This is a genomic window from Mycobacteroides franklinii (genome assembly GCF_001853795.1).
In the GTDB taxonomy this organism is placed as follows: Bacteria; Actinomycetota; Actinomycetes; order Mycobacteriales; family Mycobacteriaceae; genus Mycobacterium; species Mycobacterium franklinii.
On the sequence record NZ_MLIK01000019.1, the window covers coordinates 1,073,302 to 1,092,474 of the forward strand.

Annotated in this window: 15 protein-coding genes; 14 read left to right on the forward strand and 1 reads right to left on the reverse strand. The window is 63.9% G+C overall.

Annotated features, from left to right (window positions below):
* The first annotated feature begins 145 nt into the window (after window positions 1-145).
* From BKG76_RS12940 to BKG76_RS13005, 14 genes are all read left to right on the forward strand, one after another.
* Window positions 146-1,024 carry an alpha/beta fold hydrolase gene (locus BKG76_RS12940; RefSeq protein WP_070937996.1) on the forward strand — a complete coding sequence of 293 codons (879 nt, stop codon included), beginning with the start codon at window positions 146-148 and terminating at the stop codon, window positions 1,022-1,024.
* Window positions 1,025-1,078: 54 nt separating this feature from the next.
* Window positions 1,079-2,278, forward strand: coding sequence for an AI-2E family transporter (locus BKG76_RS12945; protein ID WP_070937997.1), 1,200 nt, complete (start codon window positions 1,079-1,081; stop codon window positions 2,276-2,278).
* A 9-nt stretch (window positions 2,279-2,287) separates the two neighbouring features.
* Window positions 2,288-3,463 (forward strand): MacS family sensor histidine kinase, encoded by a 1,176-nt coding sequence (macS, locus tag BKG76_RS12950; RefSeq protein WP_070937998.1) that lies wholly within the window; start codon window positions 2,288-2,290, stop codon window positions 3,461-3,463.
* Between the two features lie 32 nt (window positions 3,464-3,495).
* Window positions 3,496-4,128, forward strand: coding sequence for a response regulator (locus BKG76_RS12955; protein WP_070939189.1), 633 nt, complete (start codon window positions 3,496-3,498; stop codon window positions 4,126-4,128).
* Window positions 4,129-4,578: 450 nt separating this feature from the next.
* A complete protein-coding gene (locus tag BKG76_RS12960) occupies window positions 4,579-5,436 on the forward strand; it encodes an MlaE family ABC transporter permease (RefSeq protein WP_070937999.1) in 858 nt (285 codons plus the stop codon).
* Window position 5,437: 1 nt separating this feature from the next.
* Window positions 5,438-6,295 carry an MlaE family ABC transporter permease gene (locus BKG76_RS12965; protein WP_070938000.1) on the forward strand — a complete coding sequence of 286 codons (858 nt, stop codon included), beginning with the start codon at window positions 5,438-5,440 and terminating at the stop codon, window positions 6,293-6,295.
* On the forward strand, window positions 6,296-7,867 hold the full coding sequence (locus BKG76_RS12970; protein ID WP_070938001.1) for an MlaD family protein: 1,572 nt from the start codon (window positions 6,296-6,298) through the stop codon (window positions 7,865-7,867).
* A complete protein-coding gene (locus BKG76_RS12975) occupies window positions 7,864-8,931 on the forward strand; it encodes an MlaD family protein (RefSeq protein ID WP_070938002.1) in 1,068 nt (355 codons plus the stop codon). The genes BKG76_RS12970 and BKG76_RS12975 overlap by 4 nt, the downstream gene beginning before the upstream one ends.
* Entirely contained in the window at window positions 8,924-9,970 is a 1,047-nt protein-coding gene (locus BKG76_RS12980; RefSeq protein WP_070938003.1) for an MlaD family protein, read from the forward strand. Before BKG76_RS12975 ends, BKG76_RS12980 begins: the two co-directional genes overlap by 8 nt.
* Window positions 9,970-11,094 carry an MlaD family protein gene (locus tag BKG76_RS12985; protein ID WP_070938004.1) on the forward strand — a complete coding sequence of 375 codons (1,125 nt, stop codon included), beginning with the start codon at window positions 9,970-9,972 and terminating at the stop codon, window positions 11,092-11,094. The genes BKG76_RS12980 and BKG76_RS12985 overlap by 1 nt, the downstream gene beginning before the upstream one ends.
* Entirely contained in the window at window positions 11,094-12,299 is a 1,206-nt protein-coding gene (locus tag BKG76_RS12990) for an MlaD family protein (protein WP_070938005.1), read from the forward strand. Before BKG76_RS12985 ends, BKG76_RS12990 begins: the two co-directional genes overlap by 1 nt.
* The gene (locus BKG76_RS12995; protein WP_070938006.1) at window positions 12,296-13,546 is read left to right on the forward strand and encodes an MlaD family protein; all 1,251 of its coding nucleotides are present in this window, start codon (window positions 12,296-12,298) and stop codon (window positions 13,544-13,546) included. The genes BKG76_RS12990 and BKG76_RS12995 overlap by 4 nt, the downstream gene beginning before the upstream one ends.
* 25 nt (window positions 13,547-13,571) lie before the next feature.
* Window positions 13,572-14,231, forward strand: a complete 660-nt coding sequence (locus BKG76_RS13000; protein WP_070938007.1) for a TetR/AcrR family transcriptional regulator — start codon at window positions 13,572-13,574, stop codon at window positions 14,229-14,231.
* A gap of 86 nt (window positions 14,232-14,317) precedes the next feature.
* Window positions 14,318-16,144, forward strand: a complete 1,827-nt coding sequence (locus BKG76_RS13005; protein ID WP_070938008.1) for a DUF2339 domain-containing protein — start codon at window positions 14,318-14,320, stop codon at window positions 16,142-16,144.
* Window positions 16,145-16,167: 23 nt separating this feature from the next.
* Here BKG76_RS13005 and BKG76_RS13010 read toward each other — a convergent pair whose 3' ends face one another.
* Entirely contained in the window at window positions 16,168-19,173 is a 3,006-nt protein-coding gene (locus BKG76_RS13010; protein ID WP_070938009.1) for an MMPL family transporter, read from the reverse strand.

The following is a 19,173-nucleotide window of genomic DNA, read 5'->3' on the forward strand; positions in this document are numbered from 1 at the left end:
TACTCCCGTTGTACTCCGAATTCCGTGACATGACGAAGCATGCCAGTTCTTCTTGCTTCAGAGCACGGGTATGTCCAGGTCGGGCTGGCGCGGTGGCTCAGGGACCCTGGTGCCACGGAACCTACTGCGCGGTAGGGTTCGGTCCATGACGCAGCGCAGCATGCCCGCTCTCGACGGCGTGGATCACCAGTATGTACAAGCAGGGGACGTGAAGATCCATGTCGCCGTCGCGGGGCCGCAGGACGGACGACCGGTGGTGTTGTTGCACGGCTGGCCCGAGAACTGGTGGATGTGGCACAAGGTGATCCCGGCCCTGGCCGCTGCGGGATACCGGGTGCACGCCATGGATCTGCGCGGCGCGGGCTGGAGCGAGGTGGCTCCGACGGGCTACGAGAAGGAGCAGTTCGCCTCCGATGTGCTGGCCGCGGCCGACGCGCTGGGGCTCGAATCCTTCGACCTGGTCGGGCACGATTGGGGTGGCTGGACCGCACAGCTGGTCGCGTTGAAGGCGCCGTCGCGCGTCCGGCGGCTGGCCGTCCTGAACATCCCGCCGGTGTGGCAGCAGCCGGGCCGCGTCGCCCGGCACGCGCACAAGCTGGCCTACCAGCTCGTGGTGGGCGCTCCCGTGGTCGGGCCTCTCTCGCATCTGTCGCCGACGCTGTGGTGGTTCATTCGCCGCAGCGGCATGCCCAAGGAGTCGGTGGACTTCTTCCGCGGCTGTTTTCGCGATCGCGACCGTCGCGTAGCGGGGTCCAAGATCTATCGCTCCATGGTGGGCAAGGAGTTCGTCAATCTTGCGCGCGGCCCCTACGACGACCAGAAGCTGACCATGCCGGTGCGGGTGCTGTTCGGGCTCGACGATGTGGCCGTGCACCCGTCGCTACTCGATGGTTTCACGGACCACGCCGACGACCTGAACATCACCGAAGTGCCCAACTGCGGTCACTTCATCGTCGACGAGCAGCCCGAGTTGGTCGTGAAGTGGCTTTCGGAGGTGCTGGCCGAGCCCGCGCCGAAGGGATAGCTGGTCATGGTGAAGCCCGTCGCACAAGCGGCTCATCGCCGTTAGGCTCGGCCCATGACGCACGTTGATGCCGCAGAGTCGGTTCACCCGTATGTGCGCAAGGGGGCTGCGTGGGCTTGGCGCCTACTGGTGCTGCTTGCTTTCGGACTCACCTTTCTGTGGTTGTTCTGGCACCTGAAGACGATCACCATCCCGCTGCTGCTGGCCCTGATGGCCTCGGCGCTGCTGGTTCCGACAGTCAACTACCTTCAGCGGCACAATATTCCGCGCTCATTGGCGGTCGTCGTAGTCCTGTTGACCGGTAGCGCCGCGGTTGGCGGGATCCTGACGTTTGTGGTGGATCAGTTCATCAAGGGTCTCCCGGACCTGTCGGCCCAGCTGACCAACAGCATCGAGTCGCTGAAGAACTGGGCGATTCACAGCCGGTTCCACATCAGCGAGGAACAGATCAGTAAGGCCGGCGACGCGCTGGTCAACACCATCAAGGACAACCAGGACAAGGTCACCAGCGGGGCATTGGCCACGGCCACTACGGTCACCGAGATCATTACCGGCGCCGTGCTGACCTTGTTCACCACCATTTTCTTTCTCTATGGTGGCAAGGAGATTTGGGAGTTCGTCACCCGCGTCTTCCCGACGGCGGCGCGACCGCGGGTGCGCCGTGCAGGTGTCCTGGGCTTCGGATCGTTGATCGGCTACGTGCGTGCCACTGTCGCGGTGGCGCTGGTGGATGCCATCGGTATCGGCGTGGGTCTGGCGGCTTTCAGTGTGCCTCTTGCTCTTCCGCTGGCCTCACTGGTCTTCTTGGGTGCGTTCATCCCGATTATCGGTGCCGCGATCTCCGGATTTGTCGCGGTATTCATCGCGCTCATCACCAAGGGCGCCTTCACCGCGGCAATGATCTTGGTCATCGTCGTTGTGGTGATGCAGGTGGAAGGCCATGTGCTGCAACCGCTCATCATGGGGCACGCGGTACAGATCCATGCGTTGGCGGTGGTGTTCGCCATCGCTACGGGCGGTGTGCTGGGTGGCATCATCGGCGCGCTTTTGGCGGTGCCCACAGTGGCCGTGCTGAATACCGCAATCCGCGCGTTGATCGAGCCCGAAGACTCCGACGATCCGTATCTGCTTGAAGGAGAAGAGGAAGCCGTGATCCTCGACCCGGAGATGGTGCCCGATGGCGGCCCGCCGGCGGTCAGCGCCAAGCCCGGTAACGGAGTGCCGGAACTAGGCCCGGCTCCGCCCAAGGACTGACGAATTCACATGGCATCCGGAAACGGAACCGTCCCGCGATGGATGAGCGGCAACGATCCAACAGCGTCGCTCTGGCGTGCGGCGCAAGTGTTCCGATTGGCCAGTTTTGGGTACGCCCTGCTGGCCTCGCAGCTGGCGTCCTACACCCACTATGAGCGGCAGGGACTGAGTTGGGCACTCTATGCCGCCATGGCGATGTGGACCGGGTTCGCGGCGGTCGCGCTGTCGCGCAACTGGTTCCATCGCTGGCAGCTGGTGTTGTGCGATCAGGTGATCGTCATCGCGCTGATGCTCGCCGGGCGCCTGGTTGTCGATGTGCAGTGGTACAGCGGACATCAAGCGCTTCCGACGACGCTATGGGTGGCCAATGCAGTGGTGTCCATGGGTCTGTTGCGTGGTCAGCTCGCCGGTGTCTTATCCGGTTTCGTGCTCGCGGCGATCAGCATCGCGGCGCGCGGACTTCCCGTCAGCGCGTTGTGGCTCGATGCGACCATGCCGGCACTGGTGGTGGTGGGGCTCGCAATCGGGGCGGCGTCGACCACCGCGAAACGCACCTTCTATGAACTGCGGCGCGCCGAACGGGCGGCCGCGGCGGCGATCGAGCGCGAACGGCTGTCTCGTCAGGTCCATGACGGGGTATTGCAGGTCTTGTCGTATGTGAAGCGCCGGGGTACCGAGATCGGCGGCCCGACGGCAGAATTGGCCGCCATCGCAGGGGAGCAGGAAGTCGCGCTGCGGGAGCTCATCTCCGGTGCGGCACAGACAACGTTCGCCGACGACGAGTTGGTCGATCTGCGTCCGTTGCTGCGCACGCAGGCCAGCACCGCTGTCTCGGTTTCCGCTCCGGGCTCACCGGTGTTGATCGGTCAGCACATGGCCAGTGAGCTAGCGGCCGTGGTGCGTAGCGCGCTGTCCAACGTCGCGTTGCATGCGGGGTCGGAAGCACACGCGTACGTGCTCGTCGAGGACCTGGAGGACTCGGTGGTGGTGACGGTGCGCGATGACGGCAGTGGTATCGCCGACGGCAGGTTGGATCAGGCTGAACGCGAAGGGCGTATGGGGGTGTCCCGGTCGATTCTGGGCCGGGTTGCGGACCTGGGTGGGGCTGTTCTGCTGGAGACGGCGCCCGGCGCGGGTACCGAATGGGAGATCACGGTGCCGAAGTCTCAGGAGGTGGGGGTGTGACAGAAAACGTTGGCGATGAGCTGATTTCGGTGATGGTGGTCGATGACCATCCCATGTGGCGCGACGGGGTGTCCCGGGACCTGCAAGCGGCAGGACTGCGGGTGGTGGCCACCGCCGACGGTGTCGCCTCGTCGGGCCGGATCGCGGCGACGGTGAAACCTGATGTGGTGTTGATGGATATGCAACTGACCGACGGCGACGGCGCGCAGGCCACCGCTGCGGTGCTGGCAGCGTCCCCGGATAGTCATATCTTGGTGCTCTCGGCTTCTGCGGAACGCGAGGATGTGCTGGAAGCGGTGAAGGCCGGAGCGACAGGGTATCTGGTCAAAAGTGCCTCTGCCGCCGAACTTATCGAGGCGGTGAAGGCGACCGCCAGGGGGCAGGCGGTGTTTACGCCGGGCCTGGCCGGGTTGGTGCTCGGCGAATTCCGCCGCATGTCGAGCGCGCCCGCCGCGGATCCCGACGAGACGCCACGGCTCTCCGAGCGGGAGACCGAGGTGTTGCGGCTCGTCGCAAAGGGGTTGAGCGCCAAGCAGATTGCCACTCGGCTGGCGCTGAGCCACCGGACCGTCGAAAACCATGTGCAGTCGACGCTGCGCAAGTTGCAATTGGGCAATCGTGTGGAGCTGACCCGGTACGCCATAGAACACGGTCTCGACGAATAGACCTGCGCACGCGGGTGGTCTCACCCGTCTTCCCGCAGCAAACAGTTTTGATACGCAAATCGGGTGTGGAGTCTCATGTCTCCGGGCCGGACGCTGGGCGATGACTGGGCGGCGGGGGCCGGTGGCGATCTGCGGGAACGTGGATGGGATGACTCGCCCCTGATTGCCTAGGTCGACGTCGCAGGGCGTAATGGCTCCCAAAAACACTTATTTACCGCATGATTCGGGACAGGTATGGGCGAGGGGATATCCCGGACCGGCAACACTTTCTGGCCTATGTGACGCAGCGCACAGTACACCGATCGGTGTGATATAGAATATGACCGACTATTCAATTAACGATTCATCATTTATCGTCAACGCTCATTGGCGCCGCAGCCCTTAGTGCGCCAGCGAATGCCGGTTCACTGAGGAGTCTGGAATGCGTCGTGCGCTGTGTTTGGGTCCCTCGTGACCACACCCGGCGCAGGAGTAGCGACCGATGAGGGTGCGGCGGCAATCCAGGACTGGGCCACCGGTTACGTCAAGCGTCACCCTCTCGAATCCCTAAGCACGGTCGGCGAGCAGTTCATGCTCGGTGTTCGCACCATCCAGTGGTTCTTCGTGGACCTCGTCACCGGGCAGTTTCAGTGGCAGGAATTCGTCAGACAGGGAGCATTCCAGGCCGCGACGGCCGTGATGCCGGTCATCTTGGTGACCCTGCCGATCGGCGTCACGCTCTCGATCCAATTCGCCCTGCTCGCGGGGCAAGTGGGCGCAACCTCACTGGCCGGTGCGGCCAGCGGCATCGCAATCATCCGGCAGGCGGCATCCCTGGTGGCCGCGGTACTCATGGCTTCGGCCGTTGGTTCGGCGATCACGGCCGACCTCGGTTCGCGCACCATGCGTGAGGAGACCGACGCCATGGAGGTGATGGGTGTTTCGGTGATCCGCCGGCTGGTGGTGCCCCGGTTCGCGGCGGCGATCATGATCGCGGTGGCGCTGACCGCCGTGGTGTGTTTTGTCGGATTCCTTGGCGCCTATCTGTTTAACGTCTACTGGCAGGGCGGGGCCCCCGGCAGCTTCGTATCGACCTTCGCCTCGTTCGCAACCCCCGATGACATGGTGTTGGCGGTACTGAAAGCCATCATCTACGGCGCCATCGTGGCCGTGGTGTCGTGTCAGAAGGGTCTATCCACCAAGGGCGGCCCCATCGGTGTGGCCAACTCCGTGAACGCCGCGGTGGTCGAGTCGATCCTGTTGTTGATGGTCGTGAATGTCGCCATCAGTCAGCTGTACATCATGATGTTCCCGCGGACGGGACTGTGACATGACGGTCTCCAGCTATCTAGCGCCGGGACGTCGGCCATTCATCCTTGTCTACAACAGGATTCGCCGCCCGCTGATGCGGTTCGGCCACATGGTGGCCTTCTTCTTCCGTGCCCTCGGCGGCATCCCGGTGGTGCTACGCCAGTACCCCAAGGAGTTCCTGCGCCATCTGTCCGATATCGCTTGGGGAAATGGTTCCTTGGTGGTGGGTGGTGGAACCGCGGGAGTCGCGTTGGTCCTGGGTGTTACCGCGGGTGCCCTGGTAGCGATCGAGTCGTACAACTTCCTTGACCTGCTCGGGCTGGGGCCCGCTACCGGCATCATCAGCTCACTGGCCAGTACCCGGGAGCTGGCGCCGATCATGGCCTCCCTGGCGTTCGCGATGCAGGCGGGCTGCCGATTCACCGCGCAGCTGGGCTCGATGCGGATCGCCGAGGAGATCGACGCCATGGATTCGGTTGCCATTCGGCCGATTCCATTTTTGGTGACCACCCGGCTGATGTCGGCGATCATCGCGGTGATCCCGCTGTATCTGGCCTGCCTCGCGATCAGCTACGTGTCCTGTCAGGTCATGGTGGGCATTCTCAGCGGCGGCTCGGTGGGGTCGTATCTGCACTACTTCGGCATCGGTGTCAGCGGCATCGACATCGTGTACTCGATCATCAAGACGGTTGTCTTCGTCTGGATCGCCTCGACGGTTCAGTGCTACTACGGCTTCTATGCCAGTGGCGGGCCGGAGGGCGTGGGAATCGCCGCCGGGCACGCCATGCGCGCAGCCATCACCGTGGTGGTGATGGTGAACATGTTGCTGACCATGGCGCTGTGGAGCGTGGACGCCGGCGCCAGGCTAGGCGGCTAGATGCCGAACCCCTTCGAGGTCGACGGGCGTGGCCCGTCCGGTAACCAGCTGTTGGTGCTGTCCGTTGTCACACTGACGGCGATCGTGGCGCTCACGGGCACCATGCTGTTGAAATCTGCAGGGCGGCTGAATGATTACGTGCCGGTGGTCGCCGATCTGATGAATGTCGGTGACGGACTGCCGCAGAAGTCGGATGTGAAGTATCACGGTGTGCTGGTCGGCGAGGTCGACGACGTGACCCCGGCCACCGGCGGCAAACCCAATTTTGTGCGTATCAATCTGAAACCCGAGTACGCCCAGTCGATCCCGTCGACCGCTACGGCCCGGGTGGTGCCGAGCAACGTATTCGCGGTGTCGTCGGTGCAGCTCGTGGATCGCGGTCCCGGCGCACCTATCCGCGCCGGTGCCCACATCGCCGAGGATCAAGAGCTGCCCACTGTGCTCTTCCAGACCACAGTGAGCAAGTTGCGAGACGTCCTCAACGCCACCGGCCGCGGCCGCGACGACAATTCGGTGGGCATCCTGGCCGCGGTGGGAGCTGCCACCGACAGCCGCCGGGTCAAGCTGCTCACCGCCGGCGCGCAGCTCAACAGGCTCATCTCCCAGCTCAACGCGATCGTGGCCACCGATACCGGGCCGTCGACGGTTTCGGCACTTCTCGATGCCACCGAGGGCCTCAAACGCAGCGCCCCTGATCTGCTCGACGCGCTGCACCAGGCCGTGCAACCGATGCAGACCCTGGCCGAAAAGCGCGAGCAACTGACGACACTGGTGCACGCCGGGCTCACCACAGTGGGCACCAACAAGCAGGCCTTTGACAACCACACGGACCAGCTCATCGGCATCACCACGGGACTCACCCCGCCCATCGGTGTCTTCGCCAAGAACGCCGACAAGTTCGTCCCGATCTTCCGGAACATCAACAAGTTGTCCCGGAACTGGTTCGAGCAGATGTGGATGGCAGACCGGGACCTCCCGCACATGCCGATCGCCGTCACCCTGGCGCCGAGCTACACCTACACCCGCGCCGACTGCCCCCGGTACGGACAGGTGAAGGGCCCGAGCTGTTTCACCGCCCCCGAGCAGGTGGTGCGCCCAGATCTCCCCGAGACGCTGTTGCCGCAGAACTACAAGCCGCCGGCCGACTTGGCTCCACCCGCCGGAACGGCGATCGGCCCCAACGGAAATCTGGTCGCGGTCGGCCCGCCACGAGTCGTCCCTCCGGGCGGACCCAACCTGACCGACCCCAACCCGCCGCTACCGCCGTGGCAGCCCGTCCCGCTGCCCCGGGTACCCGGTACGACTGACCCCGACGATCTGGAACCACCCCCGCCGCCGGCGGTGCCACCGATACCGCCCGCGCCGGTGGCTCCTGGTGGTGTCAACGGGGCTGTTCGGCCTGCCCTGGCGCCTGCTTCGTACGGCGGAAACGTCGGTCCCGTCGGTAGCCGCGGTGAGCGGGATCAACTCGGTGTGATCGCCGGTGGCTCAGCGACTTCCGCCACTCAATTGCTACTCGGCCCGGTGGCCCGGGGGAGTGCGGTGTCGTTCGTCAAGGAAGGGCCCTCATGAGATTCCGTGGTCCATTGATCGGTCTCACGGTCTTTATGACCGTGGCCCTGACGCTCGGCTGGTTGGTCTACGCCACACTGCTTCGCGAAGTATCAGGAAGCACCACAGCGTATTCGGCGCTCTTCACCGACGTGTACGGGTTGCGCGAAGGCGACGACGTGCGCATGGCCGGTGTGCGGGTCGGTCGCGTCGAGAAGATCGAGCTGGTCGACAACGAGCAGGCTCGGGTCGGTTTCGTGGTCCAGAATGATCAGAGGCTGTACGGAAACACGATCGCCTCGGTGACGTACCAAAACATCGTGGGCCAGCGCTATCTGGGCCTATCGCCGGGGAAGTCCGGCGACCCCGCCGGCAACACAGTGCTGGCCGCTGGGGCGACGATCCCGGTGGAGCGCACCGACCCGTCCTTCGACGTCACCACCCTGCTCAATGGCTATGAGCCGCTGTTCAGCACACTCTCGCCCGAGCAGGCCGACAACTTGACCAAGGGCGTCATTCAGTCGCTGCAGGGGGACAACGCGTCCATCGTCACTTTGATCAGCCAGACATCCATGCTGACAAAGACATTCGCGGGCCGCGACGAGGCGCTGGGCAATGCGATCACCAGCCTGAACACCGTAACCGGAAATCTTGCGCGGCAGAACGACAGCCTGGACAAGGTGCTCACCCAGACGCGTCAGATGGTGTCGGATTTGGATAGCAAGCGTCCTGCGCTGGTGTCCTCGGCGGGCTCGCTGGCCCAGACCATGCGCCGCCTGTCGAAGATCACCAATGACGTGTTTCCGTCGCTGGACGAGATGATCACCCGGCAGCCGGGATTCACCAATCACGTGGTGGGCATTGAACCGCAGTACGCGTTTCTCGGCGACAACCTGCCGATCGTGCTGAAGGGCCTGTCCCGCTTCTACTCCGAGGGCGCGTTCATCAACGTCTACATGTGCGATCTGAACATCACCGGCTTCTTCCCCGGCCTCAATGACGTGATACCGATCATCGTCAACGCGGCGACCCCCGGGAACGTGGCCCAGTACAGCCCGCGATGCAGGAACATGGCCAATGGCTGAGCGATCCAGGTGGCAGAAGATCAAAAACCGGCCGGTGGAGACCTACAACAAGACCTGGCTCGGATTCATCGCGATCGCGGTGATCGCCAGTCTTATCGGCGCGATGCTGCTGGTGAAGGCGCTGGGCCTGGGCTACATGAGCTACACCGCCGAGTTCGTCCAGGCCGCCTCGCTACGACCGGGTCAGCCGATCACCGTGGCGGGCATCCCCGTCGGGAACATCACGAGCATGAAGCTGATGGGGGACCATGTCGAGGCCGGGCTGAAGGTCCGCGACGATATTCGTCTCGGCAAGGACACCAAGGCCTCCATCAGGGTCACCACCATCTTGGGATCGCGCTACTTGGATCTACGCCCCAGAGGGGCAGGATCGCTGCCGGACAAAACAATTGATCTTGCGCATACCGATGTTCCCTACGATCTGCAGGCTGCGCTGGCAGGGGCAACCAACACCTTCGATCAGGTCGACTTCGACAAGGTCGCGCAGTCCCTCAGCGTGCTGGGCACACAGCTACAGGGATTGCCCGATGTCGTTCCGCGTGCGATGGAGAACATCCAATCGCTGTCTTCGGTGATCGCGGATCGGCGCGACCAACTGGGCACATTGCTCAAGAGCACCGAGAAGGTGACCAGCACACTGCGGCGGCAGCAGTCCGGAATCGGAGTCCTGATCAATCAAGGGCAGGACGTCCTTGAAGAGATCGTGACGCGCCGCAACACCTTTCATGCGATGCTGCAGTCATTCACCAATCTGGTGGAACAGCTGAGCAAGGTTGTCGTCAAGGACCGGCCGCAGCTCGAGGCGATGCTCAAGACGGCGCACGAGCTTTCCGACATGCTGGGTAAGCACGACGACCTGCTGCGTAGCCTGTACCCGATTGCGCCGGTCTTGATACGCGGTATCGCCAATTCCAGCGGCACCGGGAACGCCATCGATATCAACCTGACGAACGGCCTCCTGGTCGATTCGTGGATGTGCGCGATCAGCGGGCGCGCCAAGCAATTCGGAATGATCCCGTACTTCAAGGACTGCAAGTGATGAGCAAGGACGGCAGAAAAACTCGGCTGATTGCGATCGTCGGCACATTGGCGGTACTGGCCGCAGCGATTGTCGGTGCGGGCGCGTACTGGGTGAAGTCGACGACGGATCACATCACCTTGACCGCTCAGTTCGAGAGCGCCTCGGGTCTTTACGAATCCAATGTGGTTGCCGTGCTCGGTATGCCGGTGGGCAAGGTCACCAAGATCACGCCCATGCCGGGCTATGTGGAGGTGCAGTTCACCGTCGACAAGAACGTGCAGGTGCCCGTCGACGCACAGGCCGTCACGTTGTCTACGTCGATCCTGACCGACCGTCAGGTGGAGCTGTCACCTCCGTACCGCGGCGGTCCCACACTGAAGGACGGCGACACCATCGGGTTGGACCACACCAAGACCCCGGTGGAGTTCGACCGCGTGTTGGGCATGCTGGACCGGCTCTCGTTGTCCCTCAAGGGAGATGGCAAGGGGAAGGGACCGGTGGCCGACATCATCGACCCCGCCGCCCGCATGGCCGACGGCAATGGGGAGAAGATCAAGGCCGGGCTGGGTGAGCTGTCCAAGGCCCTACGTCTGAGCGCAGAGGGGGGAACGACAACCCGCGAGCAGTTGACGGCCATCATCAAGAACGTCAGTTCACTATTCGACGCGGCAGCGGCCAACGATGGCAAGCTGCGTGAATTCGCCTCCTCCGTGCATCAACTGAGTCAGATCCTGGACGATGAGGCGTTGGGCACCGGCTCGAGCGGCCGCAGGTTCAACGAGCTGGTCAAGCAGGCCGGTGACATCGTCGAGGCAAATCGCGATCACCTCAAACAGACCATCCTGAATTCGAACACCGCACTCAAGGCGGTGGTCGACAACCGGCGTGAGATCTCGGAGTGGATCGATGTCCAACCGTTGGCGTGGGACAACATGTACAACGCCGTCGACCAGGACAACAAGCGGTTACGTGTCCGGTTCATGACGGACCGGCTGCTGTTCGAGAGCCAGATGGACAAGGAGATCTGCAACATGATGGGGCTGCGCCAGTTAGGTTGCAGCACAGGAACATTGCAGGATTATGGACCGGATTTCGGTTTGACCTATGTGCTGGATGGACTCGCGGCGATGGGGCAGAAGTGATGGCGGCGCGGACGGCACGGATGGCAGTGGCAATGTTGATGACTGCCACCGTGCTCAGCGGATGTGGCACCAATGGCCTGGGCGACCTGCCATTGCCGGCACCCGGTATCGGCAGTGGGGGTTACCGCCTCACCGCACTGTTCTCCAATGTCCTGAATCTGCCCGGCAGTGCCAAGGTCAAACTGGCCGGTGCCGATGTGGGGCAGGTCGACGAGATGCACGTGCGCAACTTCACTGCCGTCACCACGCTCCGGATTCTCGATGGTGTCCGACTGCCCAAGGGAAGTAGCGCTGAATTACGTTCGGCCACACCGCTCGGCGATGTCTTTGTGTCGATCCGGCCCCCTGCGGGGGCATCTACCGACGGTCCGCTGCTCAAAGACGGGGACACCATCGGTCTGGACTCCACGACCGCCGCTGCGACCGTGGAGTCGGTGCTCAGCTCTGCCGCATTGGCCTCCAATGGCGGTGCGGTGCGGAACCTGACCAACGTTGTCAATGGCTTCGGTAAGGCCACCGGTGATCAGGGCCGAGCCTTCGGAGATCTGATCAACGACTCCAATCAGCTACTGACAACGCTGAACTCGCGCTCGGCGCAGATCTCCGAGGCCCTCACGCAGACATCGCAATTGGCAGACCAGCTAGATGCCAAGAATCAGGTGGTCACCGACATCGTGAGGGCGGCCGGGCCGGCGACGGAGACGCTGGCGGACAACACCGCACAACTGTCCGAACTACTGCTGATGATGGGTGACACCACGCGCCAGCTGCAGAAGTTCCCGTCGATCGCCGGCACCGATACCAGCGGCCGTAGCATCATCGCCGATGCGAACACGGTCGCCAGGGCCTGGAATGACGTGGCACTTGACCCCGATACCAGCCTGGCGGCGTTCAACCGCATTTTTCCCTCGGCCATCAAAGCGACTGCGGGAAACTCGCTTTCACTGAATGCGGCTATCGACCAGCTGGTACTCGGCTCGATACCCGACGTGGGCTCCTACGCCGATATCGGAACACATGGACCCAAGCGCTACAACTGGGCACAGCTGGCAGGCTCGGTCAAGTACACGTTGTGGCGCCTGCAGGAACGAGTCGTCGGCAAGGGCGCGTTCGGCCAAGACATTCCGGTGCGCCCGAGTCCCACCGAACCGGGAGTCATCGAAACGGTCCCGCCCGCGGCGCCTACCCCAGGAACAGGGCGATGATCAACGCCGTCGCGAATGCTGTAGTCGGTGTGGTGCGCGCCGGTCACCGCCGCAAGTCGGCGCTGTCGACGGTGGCCCTGGTATTGACCTTGGTGCTGGCAGTGACGTATCTGTGCGTCGGGGCGTTGCGCGCCAACCCCTTCGCGTCGACGTACCGAGTCACGGTGAAACTGAGTGAATCGGGTGGTCTGCTGCCGCGTCAGGATGTCGCGCTGCGTGGCGTCAAGATCGGCACCGTGCGGTCACTGCAGATCACCCCGCAGGGGGTTGAGGCGACGGCCGAGATTCTGTCGAAGTACAAGATCCCCGCCGCGGCCAAGGTGCGCGTCACCGGCCTTTCCGCCGCCGGCGAGCAGTACATCAACTTCGAAGGCAAGCCGGGCCAGCAAGGCCCGTATCTCCAGGACGGCAGTGTGATTGCCGAGGGCGTGCAGGTGCCGGTCACGCTGGCCAAGCTGTTGGCCGATGCGGACGGTCTGCTGGCGCAGGTGGACCCGAAGAAGCTTGAGCTCATCAAGAAGGAACTGAGCCTGAGCAAGGAGGGGCCGCGCAAGCTCACCGAGATCATCGACGGTGGCACGTTCCTGCTGAGCACCCTGGACTCGGTGCTACCGGAGACCACCAGCCTGCTCAAGACCAGCCGCGTGGTGCTGACCCTGGCCGCCGACAAGAGTGTGGGGATCAAGGCAACTGCGGACAGCCTGGGACGGACGCTGCGCGGTGTGGAGAAGATGCAGAACGGGTACCGCACCCTGATCGATCAAACGCCGAAAACCCTGAGCGCCGTCGACAACCTCTTCAATGACAACTCCGACACCATGGTGCAGCTGCTCGCGAGCTTGGCCTCGACATCACAGATGCTCTACGTGCGTACACCTGCCATCAATGCGTTCTTCCCCAACTACCGCGGATCTACGTTCGGCGCGATCGCGGACACCATGCGCGACAACGGCATCTGGGTTACCGCCGACCTCTATCCACGGTATGCGTGCGACTACGGCACCCCGCGGGTCCCGCCGTCTTCGGCCGATTTCCCCGAGCCGCCCGTGCATACCTACTGCGCCGACGATGATCCGGCAGTCCTGATTCGCGGCGCCAAGAATGCACCGCGGCCTGCGGGAGACGATACGGCTGGTCCGCCCGCGGGAGCAGACCTCGGAAAGACCACCGATCCCACCCCCAAGGGCAGGTTCACCATCCCGACTCCCCCGGGCGGCCCGACGCTGCCCATCGAACCCCCGCGGTGATCGAGACACGCGGTGGGAGCGACACATGGGTGACGAAAACGACGCGACCGCAGCGCGAAAGCGCCTGCCCAGGGGGCAGGGCTGGCAGCTGCGCCAGCAGATCATCGACACAGCAATGGATCTCATCCTCAGGTCGGGGGAGGCACGTGCCCCGTCGGCGCGCGAATTGACGCGTGCCCTGGGAATCACGGCGCCCTCGCTGTACCGGCACTTTTCGAGCACCGACGAATTGGCGGATGCCTTGTCCGCACGGTACTTCGAACAGCTTGGAGAAGTACTACAGCGCGCGACCCTCAACATCTCCACCGCATTGGAGCGGCTGCAGGCGCTGGGCCTGGCGTACGTGCGGTATGCCGCGGAGCATCCGCTGTTGTATCGGTTCGCGACCGCAAGCCCTCCGCGTCTCGGTGCCGAATCCGACGAGATACTCAGCAGCTCAGCGTTTCTGCATCTGCGCGGTGTGGTTCAGGAACTCGTAGACGAAGAGCAATTTCCCCGGGGTAATACCCTGGGATCGGCCCTGCAGCTGTGGGCTACCACGCACGGTGTCGCCTCGCTGCTGGTGACGAGGCCGCACCTGCCGTGGGGCGAACAAGAAGTGTTCGCGTCCCGAACGCTGCGCGCCGCGTATCTCGGATATGCACTGGCAGAGGTCCCGCCCCGCGCGGACAGCGGTGATGAGTAGAGCTACTCAGTGCCGTGAGAAACCCCTACGCGCGGCGGTAGGTCTACGTCTTCACCTCGTATCGTGCGGCCAGCACGCTAAGAGGCATGACAGATCCACAGTTGCAGCAGATGACCGCGACACTGGACGAACTCGACGGGCGCGAACGTGCGTTGCGCACCGAGCTCGACGCGTTGCGCGACCGGATGGTCGAATTGACCCAAGCCGAATATGCGAAGGCACAGCAGTATTGGGATGACTACCGGCGCACCCAGGGGGCCACTCAGCCCGTCGTACCCGTGCCTGCGGCAGCCCCTAGGCCGCCCGTACGGGTGCCGGTGACGACGGGCCCGACTCAGGCAATACCGTCTCCGCGGGAACCCATGTGGATGCGCGAAGGCTTCGCGAGTAAGGCGATGGCCTTCGCGGGCGCGGTGGTGACACTGGCCGGTGTGGTCATGCTGCTGGTGCTGGCCGCCAAGAGCGGGTATTTCGGTCCGATACCGCGCATGGCCTCCGGTGCCGTTCTCGCCGGTGTGCTCGTGGGCCTGGGAATTCGGGTGTACTCGCGGCCCGGTGGCCGAACGGGCGGTATTGCCACGGCGGCAACAGGATTTGCGGCGGCGTTCTTCGACGTGTTGGCGCTCACGGTGATCTACGACAAGATTCCGGTGGCAGCGGGCCTGATCCTCGGGCTGGCCATTGCGGGCGCCGGCCTGGTACTGGCCCGGCAGTGGAACTCTCAGCCCTTCGCCGCGGGCGTGGTCGCCGCGATCGCGATGCTGGCCCCGTTCCTGACCGAGGGATTCACTGTGGAACTCGCGGCCTTCGCGCTGGTGCTGTTGATCGCGAGCCTGCCCGCCCAGATTGGGCGGAATTGGCCTGTCCTGCACGCTTTCCGGACGGTAAGTGTGACGCTGACGCTGCTGGCGGCGGTTTATGGAAGCCACGGAGCATCGCGCGCCCTGCTCGTGATGGCGGTACTGGCGCTGCTGGTCACCCTGGTGGGCTCGCTGTGGTTGCTCACCGGTGAGCACGATGACCTCACCGCATCGGTGATGATCGCGGTCGCCTCTGCGCCGGTTCTCTATGGCGCTCTGTCATTTTCAGCGTGGCCGCTGGGCGTGTTGGTGCCTGTTGGTGTCGCCGCGGTGATGGGTGCGGTGTTGCTGTTGGTCGGTGGACTTCCGGCGCACGCGCGCATCATCATGGCCGCGGTGGCGGGGCTGGCGCTGCTGCAGGCATCGGTCGATGGAGCTCGGGGCGGCTTGCTGGCGGTGGTACTGCTGGCGATTGCGCTGTCCTTCTGCGCCATCGGATACCAAGTGCGGGATCGTGTCTCGCTGGTACTGGGACAGGTGTTCAGCGCGCTGGGCGGCGCGGTCTACCTGGCGTACGTACCGCCGGCGCTGCTCACCGACTCGTCCACCGCGGTACGGCAGGCGGGTCCGCTGTTGATCGTCGCCAGCGTGCTCATGGCGGTCACGGTTGGTTTGGTGTTGGCGGCCATGCACCGGGTCGGCTGGGTGAGCCCACAGTCTGCTCCGACGTACGGTGTGCTGGCCGGAGCGTCGATGTTGTACTCCGGCACGGCGGCGATCGTGCTCTCGGGGACCGCGCTACTGGGCAACGATGACGGGTTCCTGCTGGGTCACGGCCTGGCGACGGTGTCCTGGATGGTTGTCTCGGTGACCCTGCTGCTCGCCGGTCTGCGCCGCTACCGGGACCAGAGCTGGTTTACCCGAGCAGGATTCGTGCTCGCCGCGATGGCGGTGGCCAAGCTTTTCCTGTTCGACCTCGCGACCCTCGACGGTATCGCCCGGATCGGCGCGTTCATCGTCACCGGACTGCTACTGCTGGGCGGCGGCACGCTCTACGCGCGTGAGTACGCAACCCGGGGCGAACCGACGTCGGTCGAAGTGCCCGTCAAGTAGGCAAGAACCCCGCAGGGGCGTCGCTAAATGCGGCGCCCCTCGCGGCGTAGCAGGTCCTGGGCACTGACGCTGCCACCACGGCTGCGGCGAGTGGCCTCGTCGGCCTCCTGCTGCTGTTGCGGTGTGCGAGTCTGCCCGGGTGCCGGCAGCGCCTCTGTCGCATCGGCAGACGGCGTAGCGGGCTGTTGTTCGGTTTGGGGACGCTGAGCCCGCGGTGGGCCCTGTCGCTGGGCATCCGGCGTGGCGATGGGCATGGCCGTCGTCGCGTCTTCAGCCGGTGTGCCGTTGGCGCGGTTCGGCTGCGCCGGCTGGGGCTTGGACGCAGGCTTGGACACCGGGATCGCGGTGGTCGCGTCGCCCGCCTCGACGGACGGGGCGGAGCCGGGCTGCTTGGGCCCGCGCAGCTCGCCGAGCCAGGATTCGATCTCGCGGTCGGCGTTGCGGCGGTCCGGGCGGTGCGTGCCGGCGACGCTGCTGCGGGTGGTCGGTGCATCCGGGCCGGCCGGGTTGCCGCCCGGTACAGCGGTGGTGGGCGCATCGGTGGGAGCAACGTTCTTGCCGGGCAACGTCATACGCGTCGTGGCGGGTGCGTCTCCACTGTCGGTGCCCGCCAGGTTGACTGGTGTGGTCGGGGGAGCGGCGGGGGGCGGAGTGGGCCGTACCGGAGCAGACGGATCGTGCTGACGCGGCGTGGGTGTGGAGGGCAGCCGGGTGCGTTCGGAGGCGATCGGCAGCTTGGTGGTGCGGGCGTTGGAGCCGACCGGAGACGAGGCCGCGGCGATGGCCTGTTCGCGGCCGGTCGGACGCTTGCGCTCGTCGGGCAGGGTGACCTCGCCCAGGCCGAGCTTGACCTGGATCCGCTTCATCCACGCCGGAGCCCACCAGCAGTCGTCCCCGAGCAGCTTCATGACCGCCGGGATGAGCAGCATGCGGACGATCGTGGCATCTAGAACCAACGCCGAAATTAGGCCGAAGGCAAGGTATTTCATCATCACCAGGTCTGATGCAACGAAGCCGGCGGCCACGACGATGAGAATCAACGCGGCGGCGGTGATGATCCGGCCGGTGTACGCGGTACCCACCCGCACTGCCTCTGCTGTCGAAAGCCCTTGTGCCCGAGCCTCGATCATGCGGGACATCAGGAAAGTTTCGTAGTCCATAGACAGTCCATAGATGATCACGAGAATGAGCACGATCACTGGAGCGGTCAGTGGTGTCGGCGTGAAATTGAGCCACGTGGAGAAGTGTCCGTCGACGAATATCCAGGTCAGGATGCCCATCGTGGATCCCAGGCCCAGGGCACTCATCACCGCGGCCTTGATGGGTAGTACCACCGAACCGAAGGCTAGGAACATCAGGATTGTTGTCAGGGCCACCAGACTGAGAACTACAAAGGGCAGCTTCTCGAATACCACATCAACGGAATCCTGCGTCAACGCATCGACGCCACCGATCAAGACCGTGGTGCCCTTGGGTGCGGGAATCTCCCTGAGCGCCTTGATCTTTTCAGGAGCCGTATCGGGGTTGATGAGAGCGTTTTGGATGACCTTGACACTCTTGTCTCCGGAAGTGCCAATGGGTTGGCGCTGCTGCCACATCTGGGTCGGATCGCCATTGGGGTTGATAAACCCGGGGATCTTCATGGCGTCTACGCGGATCTGGGCTAGCTGGGCGTCGGTGGCATCCTTGGTCACGATAGTGACTGGCTGGGTGCGGAATCCGGGGAACAGTTGGTCGAATTCCTGCTGGGCCATACGCACGGAGTTGTTGGGAGGCAGGTATTGTTCGCTGAATCCGCCGAGGGTCAGGTTCTTCAGCGGAATAATCAGCAGCAGCATGATGATGACGATCGGCGCCGCGAAGGCGAGCGGTCGTTTCATGACGAAGACGACTATGCGGCCCCAGAAACCGTTTTCGATCTCCTCGCGCGACCTGGTGCGGCTGAAGCGCTTCCAGCTTAACGCGTCCACGTGGCGGCCTAGGACACCCAGGCAGGCGGGTAGCACCGTGATAGCCAGAATCCCGGAGATCATCACGGTGGAGATACCTGCGTAGGTGAGGGACTTGAGGAATGGTTGCGGCACGATCAGCATGCCCACCAGCGCGCCCACGATGAGCGTGGCAGAGAACATCACGGTGCGCCCCGAGGTGATGACGGTGCGGCGCACGGCTGTCTCGGTGTCGTACCCCTCGGCGAGTTCCTCGCGGAAACGGCTGACGATAAACAGCGAGTAGTCAATGGCGATGCCCAGTCCGATGAGGCTGACCACCGGCTGGCAGAAGAAGTTCACCGGCATGAACAATGTGAGCAACCGCATGACGCCGGTAGCAGCCGCAATCGTCAGCCCGCCGATCATCAACGGCAGACCGGCGGCGATCACACCGCCGAAGACAAAGAACAGCACCACGGCCATGATCGGCAGCGACACTAGCTCCATGTGCTGTGTGTCCTTACCGACGGTGCCTGTCAGCTCGGCGGCGACCGGTTCTAGACCGGCGAGCTTGATGTTGACGCCGTCAAGCAGGAACTTGTTGTTCTCGGGGGTTTGGTCCTTATCCGGGTTCGCGAGCGCCTTGTAGTTGTTGAGGATTGAGTCGTCGTCGTCACCCTTGAGGCTGATCGACACAAAGGTGTACTTGTGGTCGGGTGTCACCATCCGGCTGACGGTCGGATCGGTCGAAGTAGGGGCGCGCAACCACCCAGCCCAGCCGAACACCTGGTCGGCGTTGTCCTTAGCCACCTGGTTGAAGTGGTCGACCACGTTCGTCTGGAACGCCGGATCGTCGACGGTCTTACCGTCCGGAGCCTGGATGATCGCCACGATGTGCGAAGTTCTGTCACGGCCGAGAGCGTCGTCGGCCATCAAAGAGGCCCGCACCGAGTCGCTGTTGTCGTTGTAGAAGCCACCCTGCGTGACGCGCTTTCCGAGGTCCAAACCGAAGAGGCCGGAGCCCAGGCAGAGGACCACGAAAACGCCAATGACGATGAACCGATACCGGTACACCATTCGGCCCCACCAGGCGAACAC

What these genes read in the sequence shown, in the direction of transcription:
- BKG76_RS12995 (WP_070938006.1), top strand. Translation starts at nt 12,296, where the DNA reads ATGATCAACGCCGTCGCGAATGCTGTAGTCGGTGTGGTGCGCGCCGGT.
- BKG76_RS12965 (WP_070938000.1), top strand. Translation starts at nt 5,438, where the DNA reads ATGACGGTCTCCAGCTATCTAGCGCCGGGACGTCGGCCATTCATCCTT.
- BKG76_RS12940 (WP_070937996.1), top strand. Translation starts at nt 146, where the DNA reads ATGACGCAGCGCAGCATGCCCGCTCTCGACGGCGTGGATCACCAGTAT.
- BKG76_RS12955 (WP_070939189.1), top strand. Translation starts at nt 3,496, where the DNA reads ATGGTGGTCGATGACCATCCCATGTGGCGCGACGGGGTGTCCCGGGAC.
- BKG76_RS13000 (WP_070938007.1), top strand. Translation starts at nt 13,572, where the DNA reads ATGGGTGACGAAAACGACGCGACCGCAGCGCGAAAGCGCCTGCCCAGG.
- BKG76_RS12970 (WP_070938001.1), top strand. Translation starts at nt 6,296, where the DNA reads ATGCCGAACCCCTTCGAGGTCGACGGGCGTGGCCCGTCCGGTAACCAG.
- BKG76_RS12945 (WP_070937997.1), top strand. Translation starts at nt 1,079, where the DNA reads ATGACGCACGTTGATGCCGCAGAGTCGGTTCACCCGTATGTGCGCAAG.
- BKG76_RS12975 (WP_070938002.1), top strand. Translation starts at nt 7,864, where the DNA reads ATGAGATTCCGTGGTCCATTGATCGGTCTCACGGTCTTTATGACCGTG.
- BKG76_RS13005 (WP_070938008.1), top strand. Translation starts at nt 14,318, where the DNA reads ATGACAGATCCACAGTTGCAGCAGATGACCGCGACACTGGACGAACTC.
- BKG76_RS12990 (WP_070938005.1), top strand. Translation starts at nt 11,094, where the DNA reads ATGGCGGCGCGGACGGCACGGATGGCAGTGGCAATGTTGATGACTGCC.
- BKG76_RS12985 (WP_070938004.1), top strand. Translation starts at nt 9,970, where the DNA reads ATGAGCAAGGACGGCAGAAAAACTCGGCTGATTGCGATCGTCGGCACA.
- macS (WP_070937998.1), top strand. Translation starts at nt 2,288, where the DNA reads ATGGCATCCGGAAACGGAACCGTCCCGCGATGGATGAGCGGCAACGAT.
- BKG76_RS12980 (WP_070938003.1), top strand. Translation starts at nt 8,924, where the DNA reads ATGGCTGAGCGATCCAGGTGGCAGAAGATCAAAAACCGGCCGGTGGAG.